The 19,150-nt window shown below is 42.2% G+C and carries 24 protein-coding genes; all 24 read left to right on the forward strand.

What is annotated here, in order from left to right:
- The first annotated feature begins 177 nt into the window (after nt 1-177).
- The gene (locus tag ACRYKC_RS15975; RefSeq protein WP_433808359.1) at nt 178-795 is read left to right on the forward strand and encodes a thymidine kinase; all 618 of its coding nucleotides are present in this window, start codon (nt 178-180) and stop codon (nt 793-795) included.
- A gap of 276 nt (nt 796-1,071) precedes the next feature.
- Entirely contained in the window at nt 1,072-1,770 is a 699-nt protein-coding gene (locus ACRYKC_RS15980; protein WP_433808103.1) for a Na-translocating system protein MpsC family protein, read from the forward strand.
- A 49-nt stretch (nt 1,771-1,819) separates the two neighbouring features.
- Complete coding sequence (locus ACRYKC_RS15985) at nt 1,820-2,116, forward strand: four-helix bundle copper-binding protein (protein ID WP_433808105.1); 297 nt, start codon at nt 1,820-1,822, stop codon at nt 2,114-2,116.
- 256 nt (nt 2,117-2,372) lie between these two features.
- Nucleotides 2,373-2,561 (forward strand): hypothetical protein, encoded by a 189-nt coding sequence (locus ACRYKC_RS15990; RefSeq protein ID WP_433808107.1) that lies wholly within the window; start codon nt 2,373-2,375, stop codon nt 2,559-2,561.
- Nucleotides 2,562-2,621: 60 nt separating this feature from the next.
- A complete protein-coding gene (locus tag ACRYKC_RS15995) occupies nt 2,622-3,023 on the forward strand; it encodes a hypothetical protein (RefSeq protein WP_433808109.1) in 402 nt (133 codons plus the stop codon).
- Between the two features lie 198 nt (nt 3,024-3,221).
- The gene (prfA, locus tag ACRYKC_RS16000) at nt 3,222-4,292 is read left to right on the forward strand and encodes a peptide chain release factor 1 (protein ID WP_433808111.1); all 1,071 of its coding nucleotides are present in this window, start codon (nt 3,222-3,224) and stop codon (nt 4,290-4,292) included.
- 1 nt (nt 4,293) lies between these two features.
- Nucleotides 4,294-5,151, forward strand: coding sequence for a peptide chain release factor N(5)-glutamine methyltransferase (prmC, locus tag ACRYKC_RS16005; RefSeq protein ID WP_433808113.1), 858 nt, complete (start codon nt 4,294-4,296; stop codon nt 5,149-5,151).
- 79 nt (nt 5,152-5,230) lie between these two features.
- Nucleotides 5,231-5,833, forward strand: a complete 603-nt coding sequence (gene spoIIR, locus ACRYKC_RS16010; RefSeq protein WP_433808115.1) for a stage II sporulation protein R — start codon at nt 5,231-5,233, stop codon at nt 5,831-5,833.
- A 53-nt stretch (nt 5,834-5,886) separates the two neighbouring features.
- On the forward strand, nt 5,887-6,204 hold the full coding sequence (locus tag ACRYKC_RS16015) for a hypothetical protein (RefSeq protein WP_433808117.1): 318 nt from the start codon (nt 5,887-5,889) through the stop codon (nt 6,202-6,204).
- A gap of 218 nt (nt 6,205-6,422) precedes the next feature.
- Nucleotides 6,423-7,454 carry an L-threonylcarbamoyladenylate synthase gene (locus tag ACRYKC_RS16020; RefSeq protein WP_433808119.1) on the forward strand — a complete coding sequence of 344 codons (1,032 nt, stop codon included), beginning with the start codon at nt 6,423-6,425 and terminating at the stop codon, nt 7,452-7,454.
- A 59-nt stretch (nt 7,455-7,513) separates the two neighbouring features.
- Nucleotides 7,514-8,050 (forward strand): manganese efflux pump MntP, encoded by a 537-nt coding sequence (locus ACRYKC_RS16025; RefSeq protein WP_433808121.1) that lies wholly within the window; start codon nt 7,514-7,516, stop codon nt 8,048-8,050.
- Between the two features lie 80 nt (nt 8,051-8,130).
- Complete coding sequence (locus tag ACRYKC_RS16030; RefSeq protein WP_433808123.1) at nt 8,131-8,742, forward strand: low molecular weight protein arginine phosphatase; 612 nt, start codon at nt 8,131-8,133, stop codon at nt 8,740-8,742.
- Between the two features lie 335 nt (nt 8,743-9,077).
- Complete coding sequence (gene rpiB / locus ACRYKC_RS16035) at nt 9,078-9,518, forward strand: ribose 5-phosphate isomerase B (RefSeq protein WP_433808125.1); 441 nt, start codon at nt 9,078-9,080, stop codon at nt 9,516-9,518.
- Between the two features lie 118 nt (nt 9,519-9,636).
- Entirely contained in the window at nt 9,637-10,200 is a 564-nt protein-coding gene (locus ACRYKC_RS16040) for a TIGR01440 family protein (RefSeq protein WP_433808361.1), read from the forward strand.
- A 24-nt stretch (nt 10,201-10,224) separates the two neighbouring features.
- Complete coding sequence (locus ACRYKC_RS16045; RefSeq protein WP_433808127.1) at nt 10,225-11,481, forward strand: serine hydroxymethyltransferase; 1,257 nt, start codon at nt 10,225-10,227, stop codon at nt 11,479-11,481.
- Nucleotides 11,482-11,679: 198 nt separating this feature from the next.
- Nucleotides 11,680-12,312, forward strand: coding sequence for a uracil phosphoribosyltransferase (gene upp / locus ACRYKC_RS16050; RefSeq protein WP_085028241.1), 633 nt, complete (start codon nt 11,680-11,682; stop codon nt 12,310-12,312).
- A 339-nt stretch (nt 12,313-12,651) separates the two neighbouring features.
- On the forward strand, nt 12,652-13,800 hold the full coding sequence (gene wecB / locus ACRYKC_RS16055) for a non-hydrolyzing UDP-N-acetylglucosamine 2-epimerase (protein ID WP_433808129.1): 1,149 nt from the start codon (nt 12,652-12,654) through the stop codon (nt 13,798-13,800).
- Nucleotides 13,801-13,907: 107 nt separating this feature from the next.
- Nucleotides 13,908-16,043, forward strand: a complete 2,136-nt coding sequence (locus ACRYKC_RS16060) for a S8 family serine peptidase (protein ID WP_433808131.1) — start codon at nt 13,908-13,910, stop codon at nt 16,041-16,043.
- Between the two features lie 268 nt (nt 16,044-16,311).
- The gene (locus ACRYKC_RS16065; RefSeq protein ID WP_433808133.1) at nt 16,312-16,530 is read left to right on the forward strand and encodes an AtpZ/AtpI family protein; all 219 of its coding nucleotides are present in this window, start codon (nt 16,312-16,314) and stop codon (nt 16,528-16,530) included.
- A 1-nt stretch (nt 16,531) separates the two neighbouring features.
- Nucleotides 16,532-16,918: an ATP synthase subunit I gene (locus ACRYKC_RS16070; protein WP_433808135.1), complete on the forward strand. Its 387-nt coding sequence runs from the start codon at nt 16,532-16,534 to the stop codon at nt 16,916-16,918.
- A gap of 24 nt (nt 16,919-16,942) precedes the next feature.
- Entirely contained in the window at nt 16,943-17,665 is a 723-nt protein-coding gene (atpB, locus tag ACRYKC_RS16075) for a F0F1 ATP synthase subunit A (RefSeq protein WP_433808137.1), read from the forward strand.
- 41 nt (nt 17,666-17,706) lie between these two features.
- Nucleotides 17,707-17,919 (forward strand): F0F1 ATP synthase subunit C, encoded by a 213-nt coding sequence (atpE, locus tag ACRYKC_RS16080; protein ID WP_035548636.1) that lies wholly within the window; start codon nt 17,707-17,709, stop codon nt 17,917-17,919.
- Between the two features lie 166 nt (nt 17,920-18,085).
- Complete coding sequence (locus ACRYKC_RS16085; RefSeq protein WP_433808139.1) at nt 18,086-18,610, forward strand: F0F1 ATP synthase subunit B; 525 nt, start codon at nt 18,086-18,088, stop codon at nt 18,608-18,610.
- Nucleotides 18,607-19,146 (forward strand): F0F1 ATP synthase subunit delta, encoded by a 540-nt coding sequence (locus ACRYKC_RS16090; protein WP_433808141.1) that lies wholly within the window; start codon nt 18,607-18,609, stop codon nt 19,144-19,146. The genes ACRYKC_RS16085 and ACRYKC_RS16090 overlap by 4 nt, the downstream gene beginning before the upstream one ends.
- The last annotated feature ends 4 nt before the right edge of the window (nt 19,147-19,150 follow it).

Below are 19,150 nucleotides of genomic sequence, written 5' to 3' on the forward strand. Positions count from 1 at the left end.
TACTCTATAGTTTTGCTTATGTTTAAAAAGGGATGGGACCGTTGTTTGAAGTCCTTATAGATGAGAGCTGTCCTTGATGGTCCATGAACGATCGATCATTCGTTCAGCAGACTGCCGGGAGGGCTCTTTTTTTGATGAATACATTGTGGACAGTGCGAGAAGGGAGCGACGTTGGACGTGTATGTAATGAAACAAAGCGGATGGGTTGAGGTCATTTGTGGAAGTATGTTTAGCGGGAAATCAGAGGAGTTGATTCGCCGGGTTCGCCGAGCGACCTTCGGTAATTTGACAGTGCGTGTGTTTAAGCCTGCGATTGATGATCGTTATAAAGAGGATGCCGTCGTATCACATAACGGTACTTCCGTATTAGCGCGCCCCGTTAAGAATTCTTTAGATATTCTTACTCTTGTAGATAATGATGTAGATGTTGTAGGGATAGATGAAGTTCAATTTTTCGATACGAACATAGTAGAAGTTGTGGAATGCCTGGCAGACCGTGGGATCCGAGTCATTGCAGCAGGACTCGATACCGATTTCCGAGGTGAACCCTTTGGTCAAATGCCTGATTTAATGGCCCTTAGCGAAAGTGTTACAAAGCTCAATGCGATTTGTCCTGTATGTGGTTCGCCAGCCAGTCGAACGCAGCGCCTGATTAATGGGGAACCTGCTTCGTATGATGACCCAATTATCCTTGTTGGAGCTTCTGAGTCTTATGAACCGAGGTGCCGTCACCACCACAAGGTACCTAACAAGCCCAGGCAACAGCAAGTGAAGGCAGCGTACGCTGAAAATTGATGATGCAATAGCCGAAACCGGCAGCTCTAATTGAGCTGTCGGTTTTTTTGTAGGTTGCTGTTAGGTATATCTCAGTCTTCCTTAGGGATCTGATACCGGAATCTGTCTTCCGGTATCTGGGACGCCCTAGCTGTTCTTTGGTGCCAGGTACAAAAAGGTTGCTTGATTCAAACCTGACACTCTTTTCAAATGTGTTATCGATGTGCTCGAATTCGTTTAATTTTATTATAATAGTGGTAAAAATGTAGCAAGATACCTTAAAAAGGATGAATTTTTATGGATAAACGTTCTGTCCAATCGGAAGTATCAAGTTACATAGGAAAACTCCTTCGTGATAATTTCGGCAAAGGCCCATCTTCTGTTTTTGTTTCCATCGAAGAACCTTACATCACGATTTACTTGAAGGGGTTTTTAGCACCTATGGAAAAAGTTCTTGTCCATCAGAATAATACTTCAAAGGTAGAAGAAACCAGAGATTTACTGATGCAAGAACTTATCCCGGACATCAAAGCGACGCTGAGGGCAACAGCGGGAATTGAAGTAGAATCATTATATTATGATTGGTCCTTATCCAATCGCTCCGGAATGATTGTAGGAATTATGAACGTGAAACCGATGGTTGATGAAAATAATGAACATTACGAACAAAAACAAACCGTTCATGATGAAATTGAAAAAATAACTCACCACGCGCAAAAAAAACCTGAAATGATTCGTTCTTTTCTTTTGAACGATCGAACGTTGATCATTGAAAGAGAAGGGATCTTTGTGGCAATTGAGAAGGAAATGATTCGATTAGGTTTTCATGAGCAGTTAAAGATTGCCAAAAGACATTTGGAAAAGCGGCTTCTTCACCTTTCTTCTTTCGAATCCATCCTTCAAACAAGAATTGAAGATGTCTTCTTAGACTGGGATTTCAATCTTGATCGCAGTTACATTATATTTATTTTCAAACCTACAGACTTGAAATCGTAACAGGAGATAAGGCTGCATGACTTCTCACTGAGAAAGGGGAGTATAAAATATGTCCAACAAGAGTAAAGAAATACTTTTAAAAAAGTCCAATCTCCTAAAGGAATGTGGTGATGCTTACAGGTATGCAGTGGAGGTTATTTCTAAAGATAGCCCATCGGCAGAAGTGATTTGTCGGTCTAGTGCAGAGATGTGCCAAAACTGCGCAGAAGAATGCGCAAATCTTGAGTCTGCCGCTCCTTCAGAAGACCCTACCTATGATATGTGTCTGGAGTATGCATCATTATGTGAAGAGCTTTTGAATTATGTCCATGTTACAGATCAAGTAAAAATTGAGAAGACAATGTAACGAAACCTTTATATTGAGCCCCTTTTAATCATATGGGCTTTGTACTATACTGTGGTTAGGGATAATTTAAACTTAAACCTTATCCTTAACTAGATTCTTTCACATTTGATTAAATTTTAATAAAGGTCCGGCACAATTGGGCTAGACAATAGAGCTAGACAAAGCCGAGAAGAACCTCACTATGGGGGACTTCTCGGTTTTTTTAATTTCCAAAAAATGTGATCGTCTATATACCGACTAAAGAAAGGAGTCTGTTATGACTTACCGTATTGTTGGCGTTGACGAACAACATATCGTTATTGAATTTTGGAAAAACAATAAGGAACTTACTTTTGAAAATTACGAAGAGGCTCAAAAATATAAGCGTTATATCCAAAGTAAAGCCGTGATCCCTGGAAAATATGAATTGGAAATCATGGCTGTAACAACTGAGGCATCAAGGTGATATACATAATCACCTCTTAGTCGGTTAACAATAACCGTAAAAAGAGAAGAGGTGATTGTGATGTTACGAGCCTTAACGGTGATCGTCATTTCTGCATTTATCCTGGCAGCCTGTGGTTTTCAGATGGAAAATTATCAGGGTGAAACAAGCAGAGATGATGTAGAAAATATGGGCATGAACGAAAAAGTGACGACAGATACTCAAAATCCGAGGTCGATTAAATATGTGGGAGACACCTGGGGATTGAAGCAGGATCGCGAGCTCATTAAGGAATCAGTTGAGCAAATGCCTGGGGTCAACGTAAAACGTGTCATCTTGGAAGCAAGCCGAGTCTGGGTAAGTGTTGATATAGATGGGGAAAAAGATATGTCAAAAGCCGAGAAAGAAGAATGGAAAAAGGAAATTGAACAAACGATTTACCAGGCTGTACCAAGATATGATGTAGATGTGAAAATTCGATAATTGAATGGCGTACCTGGTACCGAGAGACTGCCTTTTGGTGCCAGGTATCTTTTTCTGCTTCTTAGCACCTGATAAGCTAAGGATGAATCTCGGGCTCAGCCTTCAGTACCCGGTACTGATGAAAAGAATCTGCCCTGGTTGTATCGATTACCGCTCTATAATATAATTAGAATGTTATGGAGAAAGAGGTGCATACCATTGATCGAACGTTTACAAACATTAGAAGACCGTTATGAAAAACTAAATGAATTACTTAGTGATCCTGAAGTTATTTCTGATACAAATAAGCTACGTGAATATTCGAAAGAGCAGGCAGGATTATCTGATACGGTGACGGCCTATCGAGAATATAAAGAGGTAACAGAGCAGCTGGACGATGCTAAAGCAATGCTCGAAGACAGCCTTGATGATGATATGGTAGAAATGGTGAAAGAGGAAATCAGTGAACTATCAGATCGAAAAGCTGAGCTTGAAGAAGAATTGAAAGTGCTGATGCTTCCGAAAGATCCAAACGATGAGAAGAACGTTATTATGGAAATTCGTGGTGCTGCCGGCGGAGATGAAGCCTCCTTATTTGCGGGTGACCTTTACCGTATGTATGCACGATACGCAGAGATGCAAGGCTGGAAGACGGAAGTGATTGAAGCTAACGCCAATGATGTTGGTGGCTTTAAAGAAATTATCTTTATGGTGAGTGGAGATCGAGCCTATTCAAAATTAAAATTTGAAAATGGAGCCCATCGTGTGCAACGTGTACCTGAGACGGAATCGGGCGGTCGAATCCACACTTCTACAGCTACCGTTGTTGTCATGCCGGAAGCGGAAGAAGTAGAAGTTGAAGTTCATGAAAAGGACATTCGTGTAGATAGGTTTGCTTCAAGCGGACCAGGTGGACAGAGTGTAAATACAACCATGTCTGCTGTACGTTTAACGCACGAACCAACAGGAATCGTTGTTTCTTGTCAGGATGAAAAATCACAAATTAAGAACAAAGAAAAAGCCATGAAAGTCCTTCGTGCACGAATTTATGATAAATACCAACGTGAAGCGCAAGACGAGTACGATGAAAGCCGTAAATCGGCTGTTGGAACGGGAGATCGTTCTGAGCGGATCCGCACATACAATTTCCCTCAGACACGTGTGACGGATCACCGTATCGGTCTGACCATTCAAAAGCTTGATCAAATCCTTCAAGGAAATATGGATGAGATCATTGATGCCTTACTAATTGAAGAACAAACGAAAAAATTAGAACAGATCGGTGAGTAATATGCAGCCTACGTTTACGTCAATTCGAGAAGCCCGCCGCTGGGCTTCTGTTTTTTTGCAGGAGCACAACCGGGAAACTCGGGTAGCAGATCTGTTGCTTGAGTACTATTTGGGACTGACATTTGCTCAGCTTTTAGCGTATGAGCGAGATCCTTTTCCTGAAGAGAAGCAAGATGCATTCGTGAAAAGTGTACGAAATCACGTTTCTACAGGTGTGCCTGTGCAGCATTTGATTGGCCACGCTCACTTTTATGGAAGAGACTTTAAAGTGAATGCTCATGTCCTCATCCCGAGGCAAGAAACTGAGGAACTTGTTGTAGGGGTGAAGGACTGGATGAGGAAGTATGAAATAACGAGCCCTACCCTCGTTGATATTGGTACGGGGAGCGGAGTAATTGCTATAACCCTGGCGTTGGAAACGAATGCGAAGGTATTAGCGGCAGATGTCTCCAATAAAGCCCTTGAAGTAGCTAAACAAAATGCCCAAGATTTCGCTGCAGAAGTGGAATTTTATCAAGGTAGTTATTTAGAGCCTTTCTACGGTCAAAAGATTGACGTTCTCGTATCTAACCCACCTTATATTGCTCGTGAAGACAAAAGTGAGATGGATGATACAGTCTTGAATTTTGATCCTGAGCTTGCTTTATTTGCAGAAGAAGAAGGATTGGCTGCCTACAAAGCTATTCTTAATCAGCTGCAGCAACAGCCGTCCTTGATTGCTTTTGAAATTGGTCATAACCAGGGAGAAGCGGTTAAACGGTTAATTGAGGCTCGTTTTCCTGAGGCTGCTGTGGAGGTAAGGCAGGATATCAATAAAAAAGATCGAATGGTTTTTGCCACTCATCAAAGGTTTTTATAAGATTAATAGATTTATATGTTTAAGCTGTTTTTTCCCTGACCATACTAGCGACTAGTAGAGGGACAGGGAGGAAACGGAAATGAAAAACAGTTGGCTTTTACTTCTAGCACTTTCAATTATCATCGCAACGTTGCCTTGGGGACAGCGTTTAGACGCTCAGCCTGGCGAAAGCTACCAAGTCATTCCTGACGAAGCGATTCGTCTTCGAATATTAGCGGATAGTAATAATCAAGAAGATCAGCAATTAAAGCGTAAAGTTCGTGATAATGTAAACGCTGAAATTACGAAGTGGGTGGAAGATTTAACTTCTATTGAAGCTGCTAGAGAGTTGATTCAAGACCGCCTGCCTGAGATAGAGGCCATTGTAGGCAGTACGCTTAAGGAAGCTGGGCTTCAGCAAGCTTACACTGTCGATTACGATAGCACCGTTTCTTTTCCTACCAAATTGTACGGGAATTATGTATATCCTGCGGGAGAGTATGAAGCGATCTTGATAACCTTAGGAAAAGGAGAAGGGGATAATTGGTGGTGTGTACTCTTCCCACCGCTTTGCTTCTTGGACTTTTCCAATGGGACAAGTGTTGCAGCTGAAGAAGAACCAACCGTTGAGAATAAAGAAAACGAGGAAGAAAAAGAAATGAAGTTTTTCGTTTTTGAACTTTGGGGAAAGCTATTTTCCTAACATATTATCCACACCCTGTTTCATAGAGTAGAAAAAAGGGGTGTGGATTTGTTATGTATATCGAAAAAGTGGAAAAAGAACTTTATCATATTAAGCAAGCTGCCCAACAGATCGGTTCGTTTCGGTTCGTAGACTTAGGAGAAGGAAAAAGGAAGCTTGAAAGCTTGAAGATGAACGAAAATATATCCGCTGCCCATATTTTAGGCGTATTTGAGCTGATTCAATTGTATGCCAAAGAAGAAGGTTTTTCAGAGATTCATGTCACAAGTCACTCGGAACTTTTAGACAACATTCTACATTATCAAAATTTTATTCAAAAAGATGTCGAAAAAGATTTGTGGATATTTACAGTTGCTAACAAGGAAATGTGAATAAGTGAAGATGTTATACACATTATCCGCAATAACTGTGGATATCCTGTGAATATTAATTTTTCAAACAGAAAAATAACTAACGGATTCTTTGGATATGTGGGTAAAGTTGTGGATAACTTGAGGACATCTTGTGAATAATGTCTAAATTTGCGATATTTTGTAGAAAAACTCATAATAATGAATAAGAAATGTACGTAAAAAGGAGAACCATCACTATGCAGACGAGGTTTTGGAAACCATCACAATTATTGGAGACCGATCCTTCTATAGAAGAAGCAGCGCAGTTACTCAACGATCGTCATGTCGTAGCTTTTCCGACAGAGACCGTTTATGGTTTGGGAGCAGATGCGACGAATGTGGAAGCTGTTCAGAGAATTTTTGAAGCGAAGGGCCGCCCTTCAGACAATCCGTTGATTGTCCATGTTGCGGACATCCACCAAGTCGAAAAATTAGCTCAAAACATTCCTGACAGAGCGTATCGACTGATGGAAGCTTTCTGGCCGGGGCCTTTGACTCTAGTTTTGGAAAGCAACGGGACGGCAGCAGAAAATGTGACTGCAGGCTTATCCACAATTGGAATAAGAATGCCGGATCATCCACTTGCCCTCGCGTTACTTCGTGCTTCAGGAAAGCCTTTGGCTGCTCCAAGTGCTAATCGGTCCGGCCGGCCAAGCCCAACAGACGCTGCTCATGTTTGGCAAGATTTAGAGGGGCGTGTTGCAGGAATCCTTGACGGAGGAGCAACAGGGGTAGGTGTAGAATCCACTGTTTTGGACTGTACATCCGATACTCCTGTTATCCTTAGACCTGGGGGAGTCACGAAAGAAGATTTGGAAAAAATACTGCCAATTGTTGATGTGGATTCTGCACTGAAAGATAAGCAGGAACATCCCAGATCACCTGGCATGAAATATACCCACTATGCTCCTGAAGCCCCTCTTTGGCTAGTAAAAGGAGACGATGAATTCTTTATCGAACAATTGACTCAGTTAAAAGAGGAAGGCCATAGAGTAGGAGTTATTGCCAGCACGGAATTGGCTGAAAAGCTCAATCATGACCGTGTGTCTCTTTGTGGATCTCGAGTTCGATTGAATGAAGTGGCAGGCCGGTTGTATGCTGTATTAAGAGAGTTCAAAAAAGCTGAGGTCGATGTGATTTTATGTGAAACATTTCCGGAAACAGGAGTAGGAGCGGCAATTATGAACCGCCTGACTAAAGCTTCTGTTCATATTTTAACTCAAGGGTAGTCTAGCAGCCTTCCTTCCCGCATAACATGGTATAGCATGTCCGGGAAGGGGGCTTTCAATTGGAACACGTTTCATCATTAATGCTTTTATCTTTAGCTCTAGGGCTGGATGCGTTCTCCGTAGCTCTCGGGATGGGGTTGCAGTCTGTCAGGTTAAAGCATGCATTTTTTTCAGGAATTGTAGTAGGTATTTTTCACATGATCATGCCTGGACTAGGAATGTATTTTGGGAATTGGCTCTCTTCAAGTGCCAGTGAATGGGCTTCTTTGGGCGGAGGGTTGTTACTTTTTTGTATAGGGAGTTACGCTGTCTTCGCTTCTTTCACAGAAAAACATTCCGTAGCTTATACATTATATGGAGCTGGAATATGGCTGTTTGCATTAAGTGTCAGTATAGACAGCTTCCCTGTAGGGTTCAGTTTAGGATTAAGAGGCTCAGAAGTTCTAGTCTCCGTCTTGTCATTTGGTCTTTTCAGTATGGGTTTGACTTGGGCTGGCTTTATAGTTGGAAGACATGCGAGCAGTTGGTTAGGAACCTATAGTGAACTGCTTGGGGGCGCTATTTTATGTTCCCTTGGCCTGTACACCATTTTTTGACAAAAATTTCGATCATCTACCATCCTGTGATATTATAGTGGTAGAGCTAAAGTTCTTAGAGGAATAGGAGAAGAATAGGTATGAATATTTTGTTTGTCTGTACGGGAAATACATGTCGCAGCCCGATGGCAGAAGCCATCCTAAGGGATAAAAGAAAAGAGGGAGAAGTAAAATCAGCTGGTATTTTTGCGGGCAAAGGAGAACCTATGGCTGAAAACTCCCAGAAAGTGCTCGATGAAGTGGGACTAACTCTTAATCATCAAACGACTCCTGTTAATGGAGATTTACTAGATTGGTCGGACGTTGTCTTAACAATGACCGATCGTCACAAGCAAACGTTAGCCCTGCAGTATCCGGACCATCAGGACAAGTTTTATACTTTAAAAGAATATGTTCTTATAGAGGATGAACAGTGGGAAACACTAAAAAAGCTTTACACAGAGTTTGAAGAGAAACGAACGAAAATCCTTAATGAATCGAAGGACGATTTAAAAGAGGAAGAACTTGACCAAAAGCTTATGCGAGCATTGGAAGAAGACATTAAGGAAATTGAAGAAATGGAAAACAATTTTCCAGATATTAATATCTCTGATCCTTTTGGCGGACCCATCGATGTTTATCGTCAAACGAGAGATGAACTGGATAAACATATCGACCTTCTAATTAAAAAGCTAGACAACTACAATGGCTGATGTTCATTCAAAATTGTGAGTGAATCTGCTCTTTTTATTTTTATTAATTTTTTTACCTGTAGAGGTACTTCCATTCTCTGGATTATTCTTATTATATTAGAAAAGCAGCGGTTCTTAGTTCTGAGGCTATCAACTCGGAACAAGAATCGTTTTTTGCATTTTCCGCTATATGAAGGAATGAATCTAGTGTGATCTTCTTATATGAAGGTAGATTAACGGATTTATGCGAGAAAGACGGAGATATTACCTATTAAATCCTTCAAATTCAATTGACAGTTGTCAAGTAAACTGGCACGATTAGGATGATTATACGTAGACAGGAGTGTATTGAATCCATGAAAGTAATCCTTGCTTCAGACCACGGAGGGGTTAATCTACGCCGTGAAGTGGCAGATGTTTTGACAGATTTGCAGGTTGAATTTGAAGACATTGGCTGTAATTGTGAAAGTTCTGTTGATTATCCCGACTATGCAATCCCAGCTGCCGAACGTGTGGCAAGTGGGGAATTTGATAAAGCCATCCTGATTTGCGGTACAGGAATTGGGATGTCCATCTCTGCCAATAAAGTTAAAGGAATCAGAGCTGCGCTTGTACATGACTTATTCACTGCAAAAGTAACTCGTGAACATAATGACTCTAATGTACTTTGCATGGGTGAACGTGTTATCGGGCCTGGGTTAGCAAAAGAAATCGCTAAAACGTGGGTTTCCACTGGTTTTGAAGCTGGCCGTCATGAAAGACGCGTAAGTAAGATTGCCGAATACGAAAATAAGTAATACAATGGAACGTAACATAGCGGAAGCAGTCATCATAGCTGAAGCTGACAATTGAAGAGAAGCCGGTTGCTTCTCTTTTTTAGAATACAGTACCACAGGAGGGGTATTCGTGACTGATGTGAAAGCCATTCAAGCAGATGTTAGGTCTGTCGTGGAACAACTTCTGGATAGTGGCACCATACGGAAAGGCTTTTTCGTTATTGGCTGTTCAACAAGCGAGATCGCTGGAGAACGGATCGGTACCTCTGGAAGTGAAGAGATTGCTTCTGTTGTTTTTGAGGAACTAAAGGAAATTTCCAACAATACAGAAGCGGAACTTGCGTTTCAGTGCTGTGAGCATCTGAACCGGTCCCTTGTCATTGAAAGATCGGTCCTTGATCAATACGGTCTGGACGAGGTGGCTGCTATTCCGGTTCCAAAAGCAGGCGGGTCAATGGCTTCTTATGCATACAAGCATATGGAGGAGCCGGTGCTTGTCGAGTCCATCCAGGCAGCTGGGGGACTGGATATCGGAGATACGCTGATTGGAATGCATCTGAAGCGTGTGGCTGTACCGCTTCGAATTGAACAGAAGTCGATTGGTCATGCACATGTCACGGCTGCCAGAACTCGTCCTCCTCTTATAGGAGGCGTTCGGGCTGTATATGAAAGTAGTGAAGTCGAAGGTTCGTGTGATGAATAGGAATGGAAAGGGGAACAGTGTACTATGAATCAAGTGAAGTCAACAGACGCAGAAGTTTTTGCAGCGATCAACGATGAGAAAAACCGTCAGCAGGAGAATATTGAATTAATTGCTTCAGAGAATTTCGTTTCCGAGGCTGTCATGGAAGCGATGGGCTCTGTACTAACCAATAAATATGCTGAAGGCTATCCTGGTCGCCGTTATTATGGTGGATGTGAACATGTAGACGTAGTAGAGAACCTGGCACGTGATCGAGCGAAAGAACTCTTTGGAGCAGATCATGTCAACGTGCAGCCGCACTCTGGAGCGCAAGCGAATATGGCTGTCTATTTCACAGTACTTGAACATGGAGACACCGTATTAGGTATGAATCTAAGTCATGGAGGTCACTTGACTCATGGAAGCCCTGTGAACTTCAGTGGAAAGCTTTATAACTTCGAAGAATACGGAGTTGATCAAGAAAATGAATTGATTGACTACGATGCTGTTCTAGCAAAAGCGAAAGAAGTGAAGCCTAAACTGATCGTTGCAGGTGCAAGTGCTTATCCTCGTGAGATTGATTTTGCGAAGTTCCGTGAAATCGCTGATGAAGTAGGTGCTTACCTTATGGTTGACATGGCGCATATTGCTGGTTTGATTGCGTCAGGCCTACACCCAAACCCGGTTCCGCATGCTCATTTTGTTACGACGACTACTCACAAAACCTTGCGTGGACCTCGTGGCGGTATGATTCTTTGTGAAGAGCAGTTTGCTAAGAAAATTGACAAGTCTGTTTTTCCTGGTATGCAAGGCGGTCCGCTTATGCACATCATCGCAGCGAAAGCCGTTTCTTTCAAAGAAGCGTTGCAGCCTGAATTTAAACAGTACTCACGTCAAATTATCGCAAACGCAAAACGCCTTGGTGAATCTCTAATAGAAAAAGGCGTGGATATCGTTTCTGATGGTACGGATAACCACCTTCTACTCCTGGATCTGCGCAGCAAAGGTTTAACAGGAAAAGTAGTAGAGAAAGCCCTGGATGAAATCGGAATTACAACGAATAAGAATACCATTCCTTACGATCCGGAGAGCCCGTTTGTTACGAGTGGTATCCGAATCGGAACCGCTGCTGTGACAAGCAGAGGATTTAAAGAAGAAGAAATGGATGAAATTGCTGATCTGATTGCCTTCACGCTTGAACATCATGAAGATGCAGAAAAAATGAAAGAAGCAAAAGAGCGTGTCCATCAGTTAACGTCCCGTTTTCCTTTATATCAAACATTAGCCTATTCTTCACTATAATAGGAAGGAGCCACTAGATATTGTCTAGTGGCTTTTTTTATAAAAACTTTCAACTATCTTGACTGTGTAGGGTATCGAAAGTACTTCAATGAGCTGTAATGGAGATGTAACAAGATTTACTAACTATATTGGGTTGCAGGTGAACTTGATTTTAAGTACAATTTAAAGGATGCAAACTATGAGAAGGAGTGATCGGCAATGGGAAAAGTTTATGTATTGGACCATCCGTTGATTCAGCACAAATTGACGTACATACGGAAAAAGGAAACAGGCACGAAAGATTTTCGCGAACTAGTTGATGAAGTAGCCGCTTTAATGGCATTTGAAATTACTCGTGACCTACCATTGGAAGAGGTTGAAATCGATACCCCTGTCGTACAGGAAGCAAAAGCGAAAGTATTGACAGGAAAGAAAATTGGACTAGTCCCTATTCTTCGTGCTGGCCTTGGTATGATTGACGGTATTGTTCAATTGATTCCTGCAGCCAAAATCGGACATGTTGGTCTTTACCGTGACCCTGAAACTTTGAAACCGGTAGAGTACTATGTCAAACTCCCTAGCGATATAGAAGAACGTGAATTGATTGTGATTGACCCTATGCTGGCTACGGGCGGTTCTGCCAATGAAGCCATTCATTCATTGAAGAAGCGTGGCGCACGCCAAATCCGCTTAATGTGTTTAGTTGCAGCACCTGAAGGGGTCGAAGCTGTCCAGGAAGAGCATCCTGATGTTGATATCTATCTAGCTGCCCTTGATGAGAAGCTGAATGAAAAAGGATACATTGTACCAGGCCTTGGAGACGCAGGCGACCGCTTATACGGAACTAAGTAAAATTAAAAGTGAAAGCGACCGGGTAGCGACGTATGGACTGGACTGAGATGGAGGAGATAAAGGAAACACGAAGAACGAAGTGATTCGATGTTGACTTATCGTACAGAATCGAGGGAAGTCTCACTAGTCTCTGGGAGCTGTAACTAGATAGTAATAGAAATGTGGAGGTGCCCTGATTAGCCTCGACAAGCATAAGACAATCCATGGAGTGGAGTGAACTTTCTCCATGTAATGGAATGACTTATGACCTCGAGAGGCTGGGCACCGTAACTGGACAAATATTTAAAAGTGAAAGCGAACGATCGAATAAATAACTTCCCTCTTAAAGGAGGCCATTCAGTGTCTGAACCAATCAAAGTAATGACGATTTTTGGGACAAGACCGGAAGCCATTAAAATGGCACCACTTGTTCTGGAACTTAAGAAACGTCCCGAACAATTCGAACCAATTGTAGCCGTAACTGCCCAACACCGAGAAATGTTGGATCAGGTTTTATCCATTTTCGATATTGAACCAGACTTCGATTTAGATATTATGAAATCTCGCCAAACTCTTGCTCAAGTGACGACACGTGCACTGGAAGGTCTTGATCAGGTCATGAGTGAAACGAAGCCGGATGTTGTGTTAGTTCACGGAGATACGACGACAACTTTCGCAGCTTCCTTAGCAGCCTACTACAATCAGATTCCTGTTGGGCATGTGGAAGCAGGGTTAAGAACTTGGAACAAGTATTCTCCATACCCAGAGGAAATGAATCGCCAGCTGACTGGTGTCATGGCAGATCTTCATTTTGCTCCAACGAACAAATCTCGTGACAACCTTCTCTCTGAAAATAAGCCAGAGGATCACATTTTTGTAACAGGTAATACAGCGATCGACGCTCTTCATACGACTGTGAACGAGGATTATACTTCTGAAGTTCTCCACGAAGTTGGTGATAAACGTCTCGTTCTTATGACTGCTCACCGTCGTGAGAATCTTGGTAATAATATGAAGCAAATGTTCAGAGCAATCAAGCGTCTCGTACAGGAGCATGAAGACATCCAAGTCGTCTATCCTGTTCACCTGAATCCTGTTGTAAAAGAGACAGCGGATGAGATCTTAGGAAATGATGATCGGATTAAGTTGATCGATCCTCTTGATGTTATCGATTTTCATAACTTCGCATCTCGTGCCCACTTGATTTTGACCGATTCAGGAGGAGTACAAGAAGAGGCTCCTTCGTTAGGTGTTCCTGTGCTGGTGCTTCGCGATACAACAGAACGTCCTGAAGGAATTGAAGCAGGTACGCTGAAGCTCGCAGGTACTGAGGAAGATCACATCTTCCACTTAGCCCATGAGCTGTTATCTGATGACACTAAGCATCAGGAAATGGCGAAGGCTTCAAACCCGTATGGAGATGGCAAGGCATCCGCTCGCATTGCTGAAGCGATCCGTTATTTCTTTAAGCAGCGTGAGGATAAACCGGCACCATTTGAAATTGAATAATAAAAAAGCCAAGCCTTTTTAGTAGAGGCTTGGCTTTTTCTATGTGTATAGCTCCGCTCGTTCCTCGCAAACTAAGCAAAAAAGAAGGTCTGATTATGTGTAGAATTATGATGTGTGTATTGGTGTTGCTTTTATGTTCAGGCTTTCGTTCTCCAGAATTAAAGGAAGAAGTGACAATCATCGTTGAAATTGAAGAATCAGTTGATGACTTTGTGGATCACGTGGAAGCAAGGATTCCCCGATTGGAAGTCGTAGCTCGATATGACACGATTTTTAAGGGAGCAGCCATAAAAGGAACGGTTGGTGAATTAGAGAAGCTGGCAAGACTAGACACAGTTGTTCAGCAATATCCAGTAGAAACTTATCGTACCATGACTAGTGAGATCCCTTCTTTTTCCACAGACATGTTACGACAGCGCTATGATCTTCCTTTCACAGGAAAAGGTGTGAAAGTCGGGGTTATCGATACAGGCATAGATTACACTCATCCCGACCTAGCCGGTGCTTACCGCGGAGGTTTTGATACGGTTGATTTTGATGAAGATCCGATGGAGACGCAAGGGGAAGGTGAAACCATGCATGGTACGCATGTAGCGGGAGTGATAGCGGCCAATGGAAAAATGAAGGGAATCGCACCTGAGGCTGAATTGTACGCTTATCGAGCTCTTGGACCAGGAGGAGTAGGTTCATCGGTGCAAGTGATTGCAGCGATTGAAGAAGCGGTAGAGGATGGGATGGATGTGATTAACTTATCCCTGGGGAATGATGTAAATGGTCCTGACTGGCCCACCTCCCATGCAGTCAATAAAGCCATCGAACTAGGAACAACAGTTGTCGTTGCCGCAGGGAATTCTGGTCCAGGCCCATGGACGGTAGGTTCTCCAGCTACCTCAACCAATGCGATTACTGTTGGAGCTTCTTCAATGGAAGGGGAAGTACCGCTTCTTACTATTCCAGGGGAACGCAAGCGAGTACCGGTTACCGTGCTACTAGGTTCCATACCGTGGGAGTTTGATAAAAAATATCCGATAATGATGGCGGGAAAAGGATTGGATAAACTGGGTAATGCAAGAGGGAAAATCGTCTTGTTTGAAAGAGGAGAGATCTCTTTTACAGAGAAAGCTATCAAAGCCTATCAAGCAGGTGCTACCGGCGTCATCATCTATAATAACGAAGAAGGCATTTTTCAAGGTGCTTTAGAAAAAAAGTTACCTATTCCAGTCGCTAGCGTATCGAGAGAAGATGGCGAATGGCTTAAGTCTGAAGCAGTCGATGCACAACAATGGGTAAATACTATCCGTGAGTCAACGGATGAAGGGATCGCACCATTTAGTTCGCGAGGTCCTGTAACAACAAGCTGGGAGGTCAAGCCAGACCTGGTTGCTCCAGGAGTCAACATATTTAGTACTGTTCCAGGGGGCTATCAGCCGCTACAAGGAACAAGTATGGCTGCACCTCATGTGGCTGGTGTAGTCGCATTGATGCTCGAAGCTCATCCTGACTGGACGCCGGAAAAAGTCAAAGCCTCTTTACTGTCTTCGGCCGATGTGATGCCAGCTCAAAACCATATGTATTTCCCTACAGAACAAGGGAGTGGTTTGGTAGACATTTCAGAATCGATCAATCCTGAATTGCTGATTGAATCAGGGGCGTTGGAATTTGGCCGTTTGCACGACGAGTTCTTCAGGAAACAATTGCCTATAAGGTTAAAGAACACGACGAAAGAACAGTTGGAAATTCACGTTGAAAGACCCGCAATAGAAAGGGGAGTTTCGTGGCGGCTTCCTTCTACTATTTCACTTGCTCCAGGAGAGACAAAAGAGGAGCACGTAGAACTTCAATTATCTAAGGCGTTTATAAAGGATGGTGTCCATCAGGGATATGTAAAGCTTGAGAGCGGAGGACAAATTTATCATCTTCCTTATTTATACCTGAAAGAAGATACGTCTTACGAGAAAGTAACAGGCTTTGAATTGAACCAAAATCCAGACCGTGACAAATCCGTTTCCTATCGTTTCCACCTAACAGAGAAAGTCGAAAAAGTCACTGTGGATTTATACAGAGCAGGAACAATGCTCTTCCAGGGACAATTGATCGAAATTGATCAGCCAGAATCTGGACTTGTAGAAGGGAAAATTACCAAATCATCGTTTGATATGGAGGGGCCATACATTGCCGTTGTCAATGTGACCACTTCAAATGGAAAAGAATCGTATACCTTTCCGGTTCATTTTAGTGAGTGAAGAACGCCTCAGTTCACCCTATATTTGGAGTGACTGGGGCGTGTTCTTGTTTAAATTTTTACATTCATGTAGAATGAACGCTGGCTCTATCAAAAATGTGACAAAAATGTGATCGAAAAGTGTCATTCATTTGTACTTTTGCTCACAAACTCATTGACATCAAATGACCCCTATTGTATTCTTACATAGGATGGAATGATAAGGTTTTCATATAAGGGAAACTAAAAGGTTTATCCCCTTTTTCCTGCCTTAAAGTGAGTGAGAAAATATGAGACGTTCTAAGCCACCATTCCAGGCTATGGCGCTTACTAGCGCAATTGTTTCTCAATTAGCCGGCGGACCTTTAGCTGGAGTATATATTGGGAAGTGGATCGATAGCCACTTATCCACAGCACCCACATTCTTAATCATAGGGTTATTCCTTGGATTAGGAGCAGGTACATATGGAACCATTCGTTTAGTACGTTCGTACTCGGGAGACGATTAACATGATAGATTATCAACAGATGATATCCCGCCAACGGAAATGGATGTTCTACCTTTTAGCTTTGCTCGTATTAGGGTGGGGGGTTACTCCATGGAAACCTGTTTTTTTAGGACTTCTATTAGGAACCATTCTTAGTTTTTATAACTTATGGACGATGCAAAGAAAAATCTCCAAGCTAGGTGAACATTCCACAGACATTGACACATCTAAATCAAAAAAACGTAAACCAAATATTGGTACGTTTACACGATTAGCCACAGGGGCTTTAGCAGCCGTTATTGCACTTCAATTCGAAGAACATTTCCACATTATTTCTGTAGTATTGGGCCTAATGACAGCCTACTTTGTCATTTTTATAGACTACCTGTTGAAACATTTAACAGAATAGCACGATGGAAGAGAGGTGAACAGAATGAATCACGAAGCACCGATGCTGGAAAATGCGTTGGGTATCGAATGGTTAGACTTTAACCTATCCACCGTATTGATGATGCTGATTGCTTCAGTCATTGTTTTTATTGTTGCTGTTGCAGCAACACGAAGTTTGGAACGACGTCCAAAGGGTTTTCAAAACTTTATGGAGTGGCTCATTGACTTTGTGAAAGGAATTATTGGTTCTAACATGGACTGGAAAGTAGGGAGACTATTTCTACCATTAGGATTAACTCTCTTCACATATATCTTTGTGTCTAACATGTTAGGGGTAGTCACAATCTTTGCGCCAAACGATGTTCTATGGTGGAAATCACCGACATCCGATCCAGGTATTACTCTAACCCTGGCTGTTATGGTTGTTGTTCTCACCAATTATTACGGGGTTAAATTGAGAGGGGGCAATGAAGTCGCTAAAGACTTTGCACGCCCATTACCATTTTTACTTCCATTTAAGATCATTGAGGAGTTCTCAAATACGTTGACACTGGGTCTTCGACTTTACGGGAACATTTATGCCGGTGAGATCTTGCTAGGTCTATTAGCAGGAATAGCCTCAGCTGGTGTCCTTGGCTTCTTGGGAGGAGTTATCCCAATGTTAGCTTGGCAAGCATTTAGTACATTCGTAGGCTTTATTCAAGCATTTATTTTCACAATGTTGACAATGGTTTATATGTCTCACAAAGTGAGTTCTGACCATTAATAAATAACAAATTTTTTAATATATTTGAGGAGGAATTTAACATGGGTCTAATTGCAGCGGCAATTGCAGTAGGTCTTGCAGCAGTAGGTGCAGGTATTGGTAACGGTTTAATCGTAGGTAGAACAGTAGAGGGGATTGCTCGTCAACCTGAATTGCGCGGCGTTCTTCAAACAACAATGTTCATTGGTGTTGCCCTAGTAGAGGCACTTCCAATCATTGGTGTCGTAATTGCATTTATTGTAATGGGTCAATAAGGATTTTACTTAAAGCGAGATGGCGAAGCGAAAGTTTCCTTCGCCATTTCTCTACATCAGCCAACAACTGTTTACCCATTCTTTTAGATTTAAAACTTCGACTTAAACCTTTAAGCCGGGTTTTTGTTATGTATAGCCCCATTTAGGGTCGAAAGGAGTGAGCAAGGTGCAAACTTTTACTAATACATTGGTTCTTGGAGCTGGTGGCGGACTGAACATCGGCGATATGCTCGTCCAATTAATACTTTTCATTGTTCTCTTAGCATTACTTAAGAAATTTGCCTGGGGACCTTTCATGAACATGATGAAAGAGCGTGAAGATTATATTTCCAATGAAATAGACACGGCAGAAAAAAGTCGTGAAGAAGCACACCGCATGCAGCGTGAAGCTTCAGAAGAGTTGAAAAAGACAAGGCAAGATGCACAGAAGATTATTGAGGATGCACGTAAGACAGCTGCTCAACAGGAACAATCTATTATTGAATCTGCTCGATCAGAAGCAGACCGCATGAAAGACTCTGCTAAACAAGAGATTGTTCAGGAGAAGGAGAAAGCAATTCAGTCGCTTAAAGATCAAGTTGCTTCCATGTCTGTCATGATCGCGTCCAAAGTTATTGAGAAAGAGTTGTCTCAAAAGGATCAAGATCAGCTGATCCAACAATACATTAATGAAGCAGGCGAAAAACGATGAGTGGATCTATCGTTTCAAAGCGCTATGCGCAAGCCCTTTTTCAACTCGCTGAGGAACATCTGAAAGTCGATCAAATCGCAGAAGAGTTAAACGTCGTAAAGGACGTTTTCGGTAAGAACCCTTCCGTTTATACATTTCTAAAGCATCCAAAGGTTACGACTGAAGATAAGAAACGTGTAGTTGCTAAATCATTTCAGGCTTTATCAGCTGAGGTATTAAACACGTTGAAGCTAATCGTAGACCGTCATAGAGAAGACATTATCTTTGATATGATCAACGAATATATGTCTAAGATCTCTGCCAGAAAAGGTGTAGCTGACGCAACGGTTTACTCTGTACGTGAATTATCTAATAAAGAAAAAGAGCAAATCTCGAAAACATTTGCTCCAAAAGTAGGAAAGCAATCCTTGAACATTACTAATATGATTGATTCTTCATTGCTCGGCGGTATCCGCGTGAGAATAGGGAATCGAATTTTCGATGGTTCAGTCAGCGGTAAATTAAACCGTCTGGAACGTGAACTAGTATCGAAATAAAGAT

Origin of the sequence: Halobacillus sp. A1-3, from assembly GCF_050971765.1 — a bacterium.
GTDB classification, from domain to species: Bacteria; Bacillota; Bacilli; order Bacillales; family Halobacillaceae; genus Halobacillus; species Halobacillus mangrovi_B.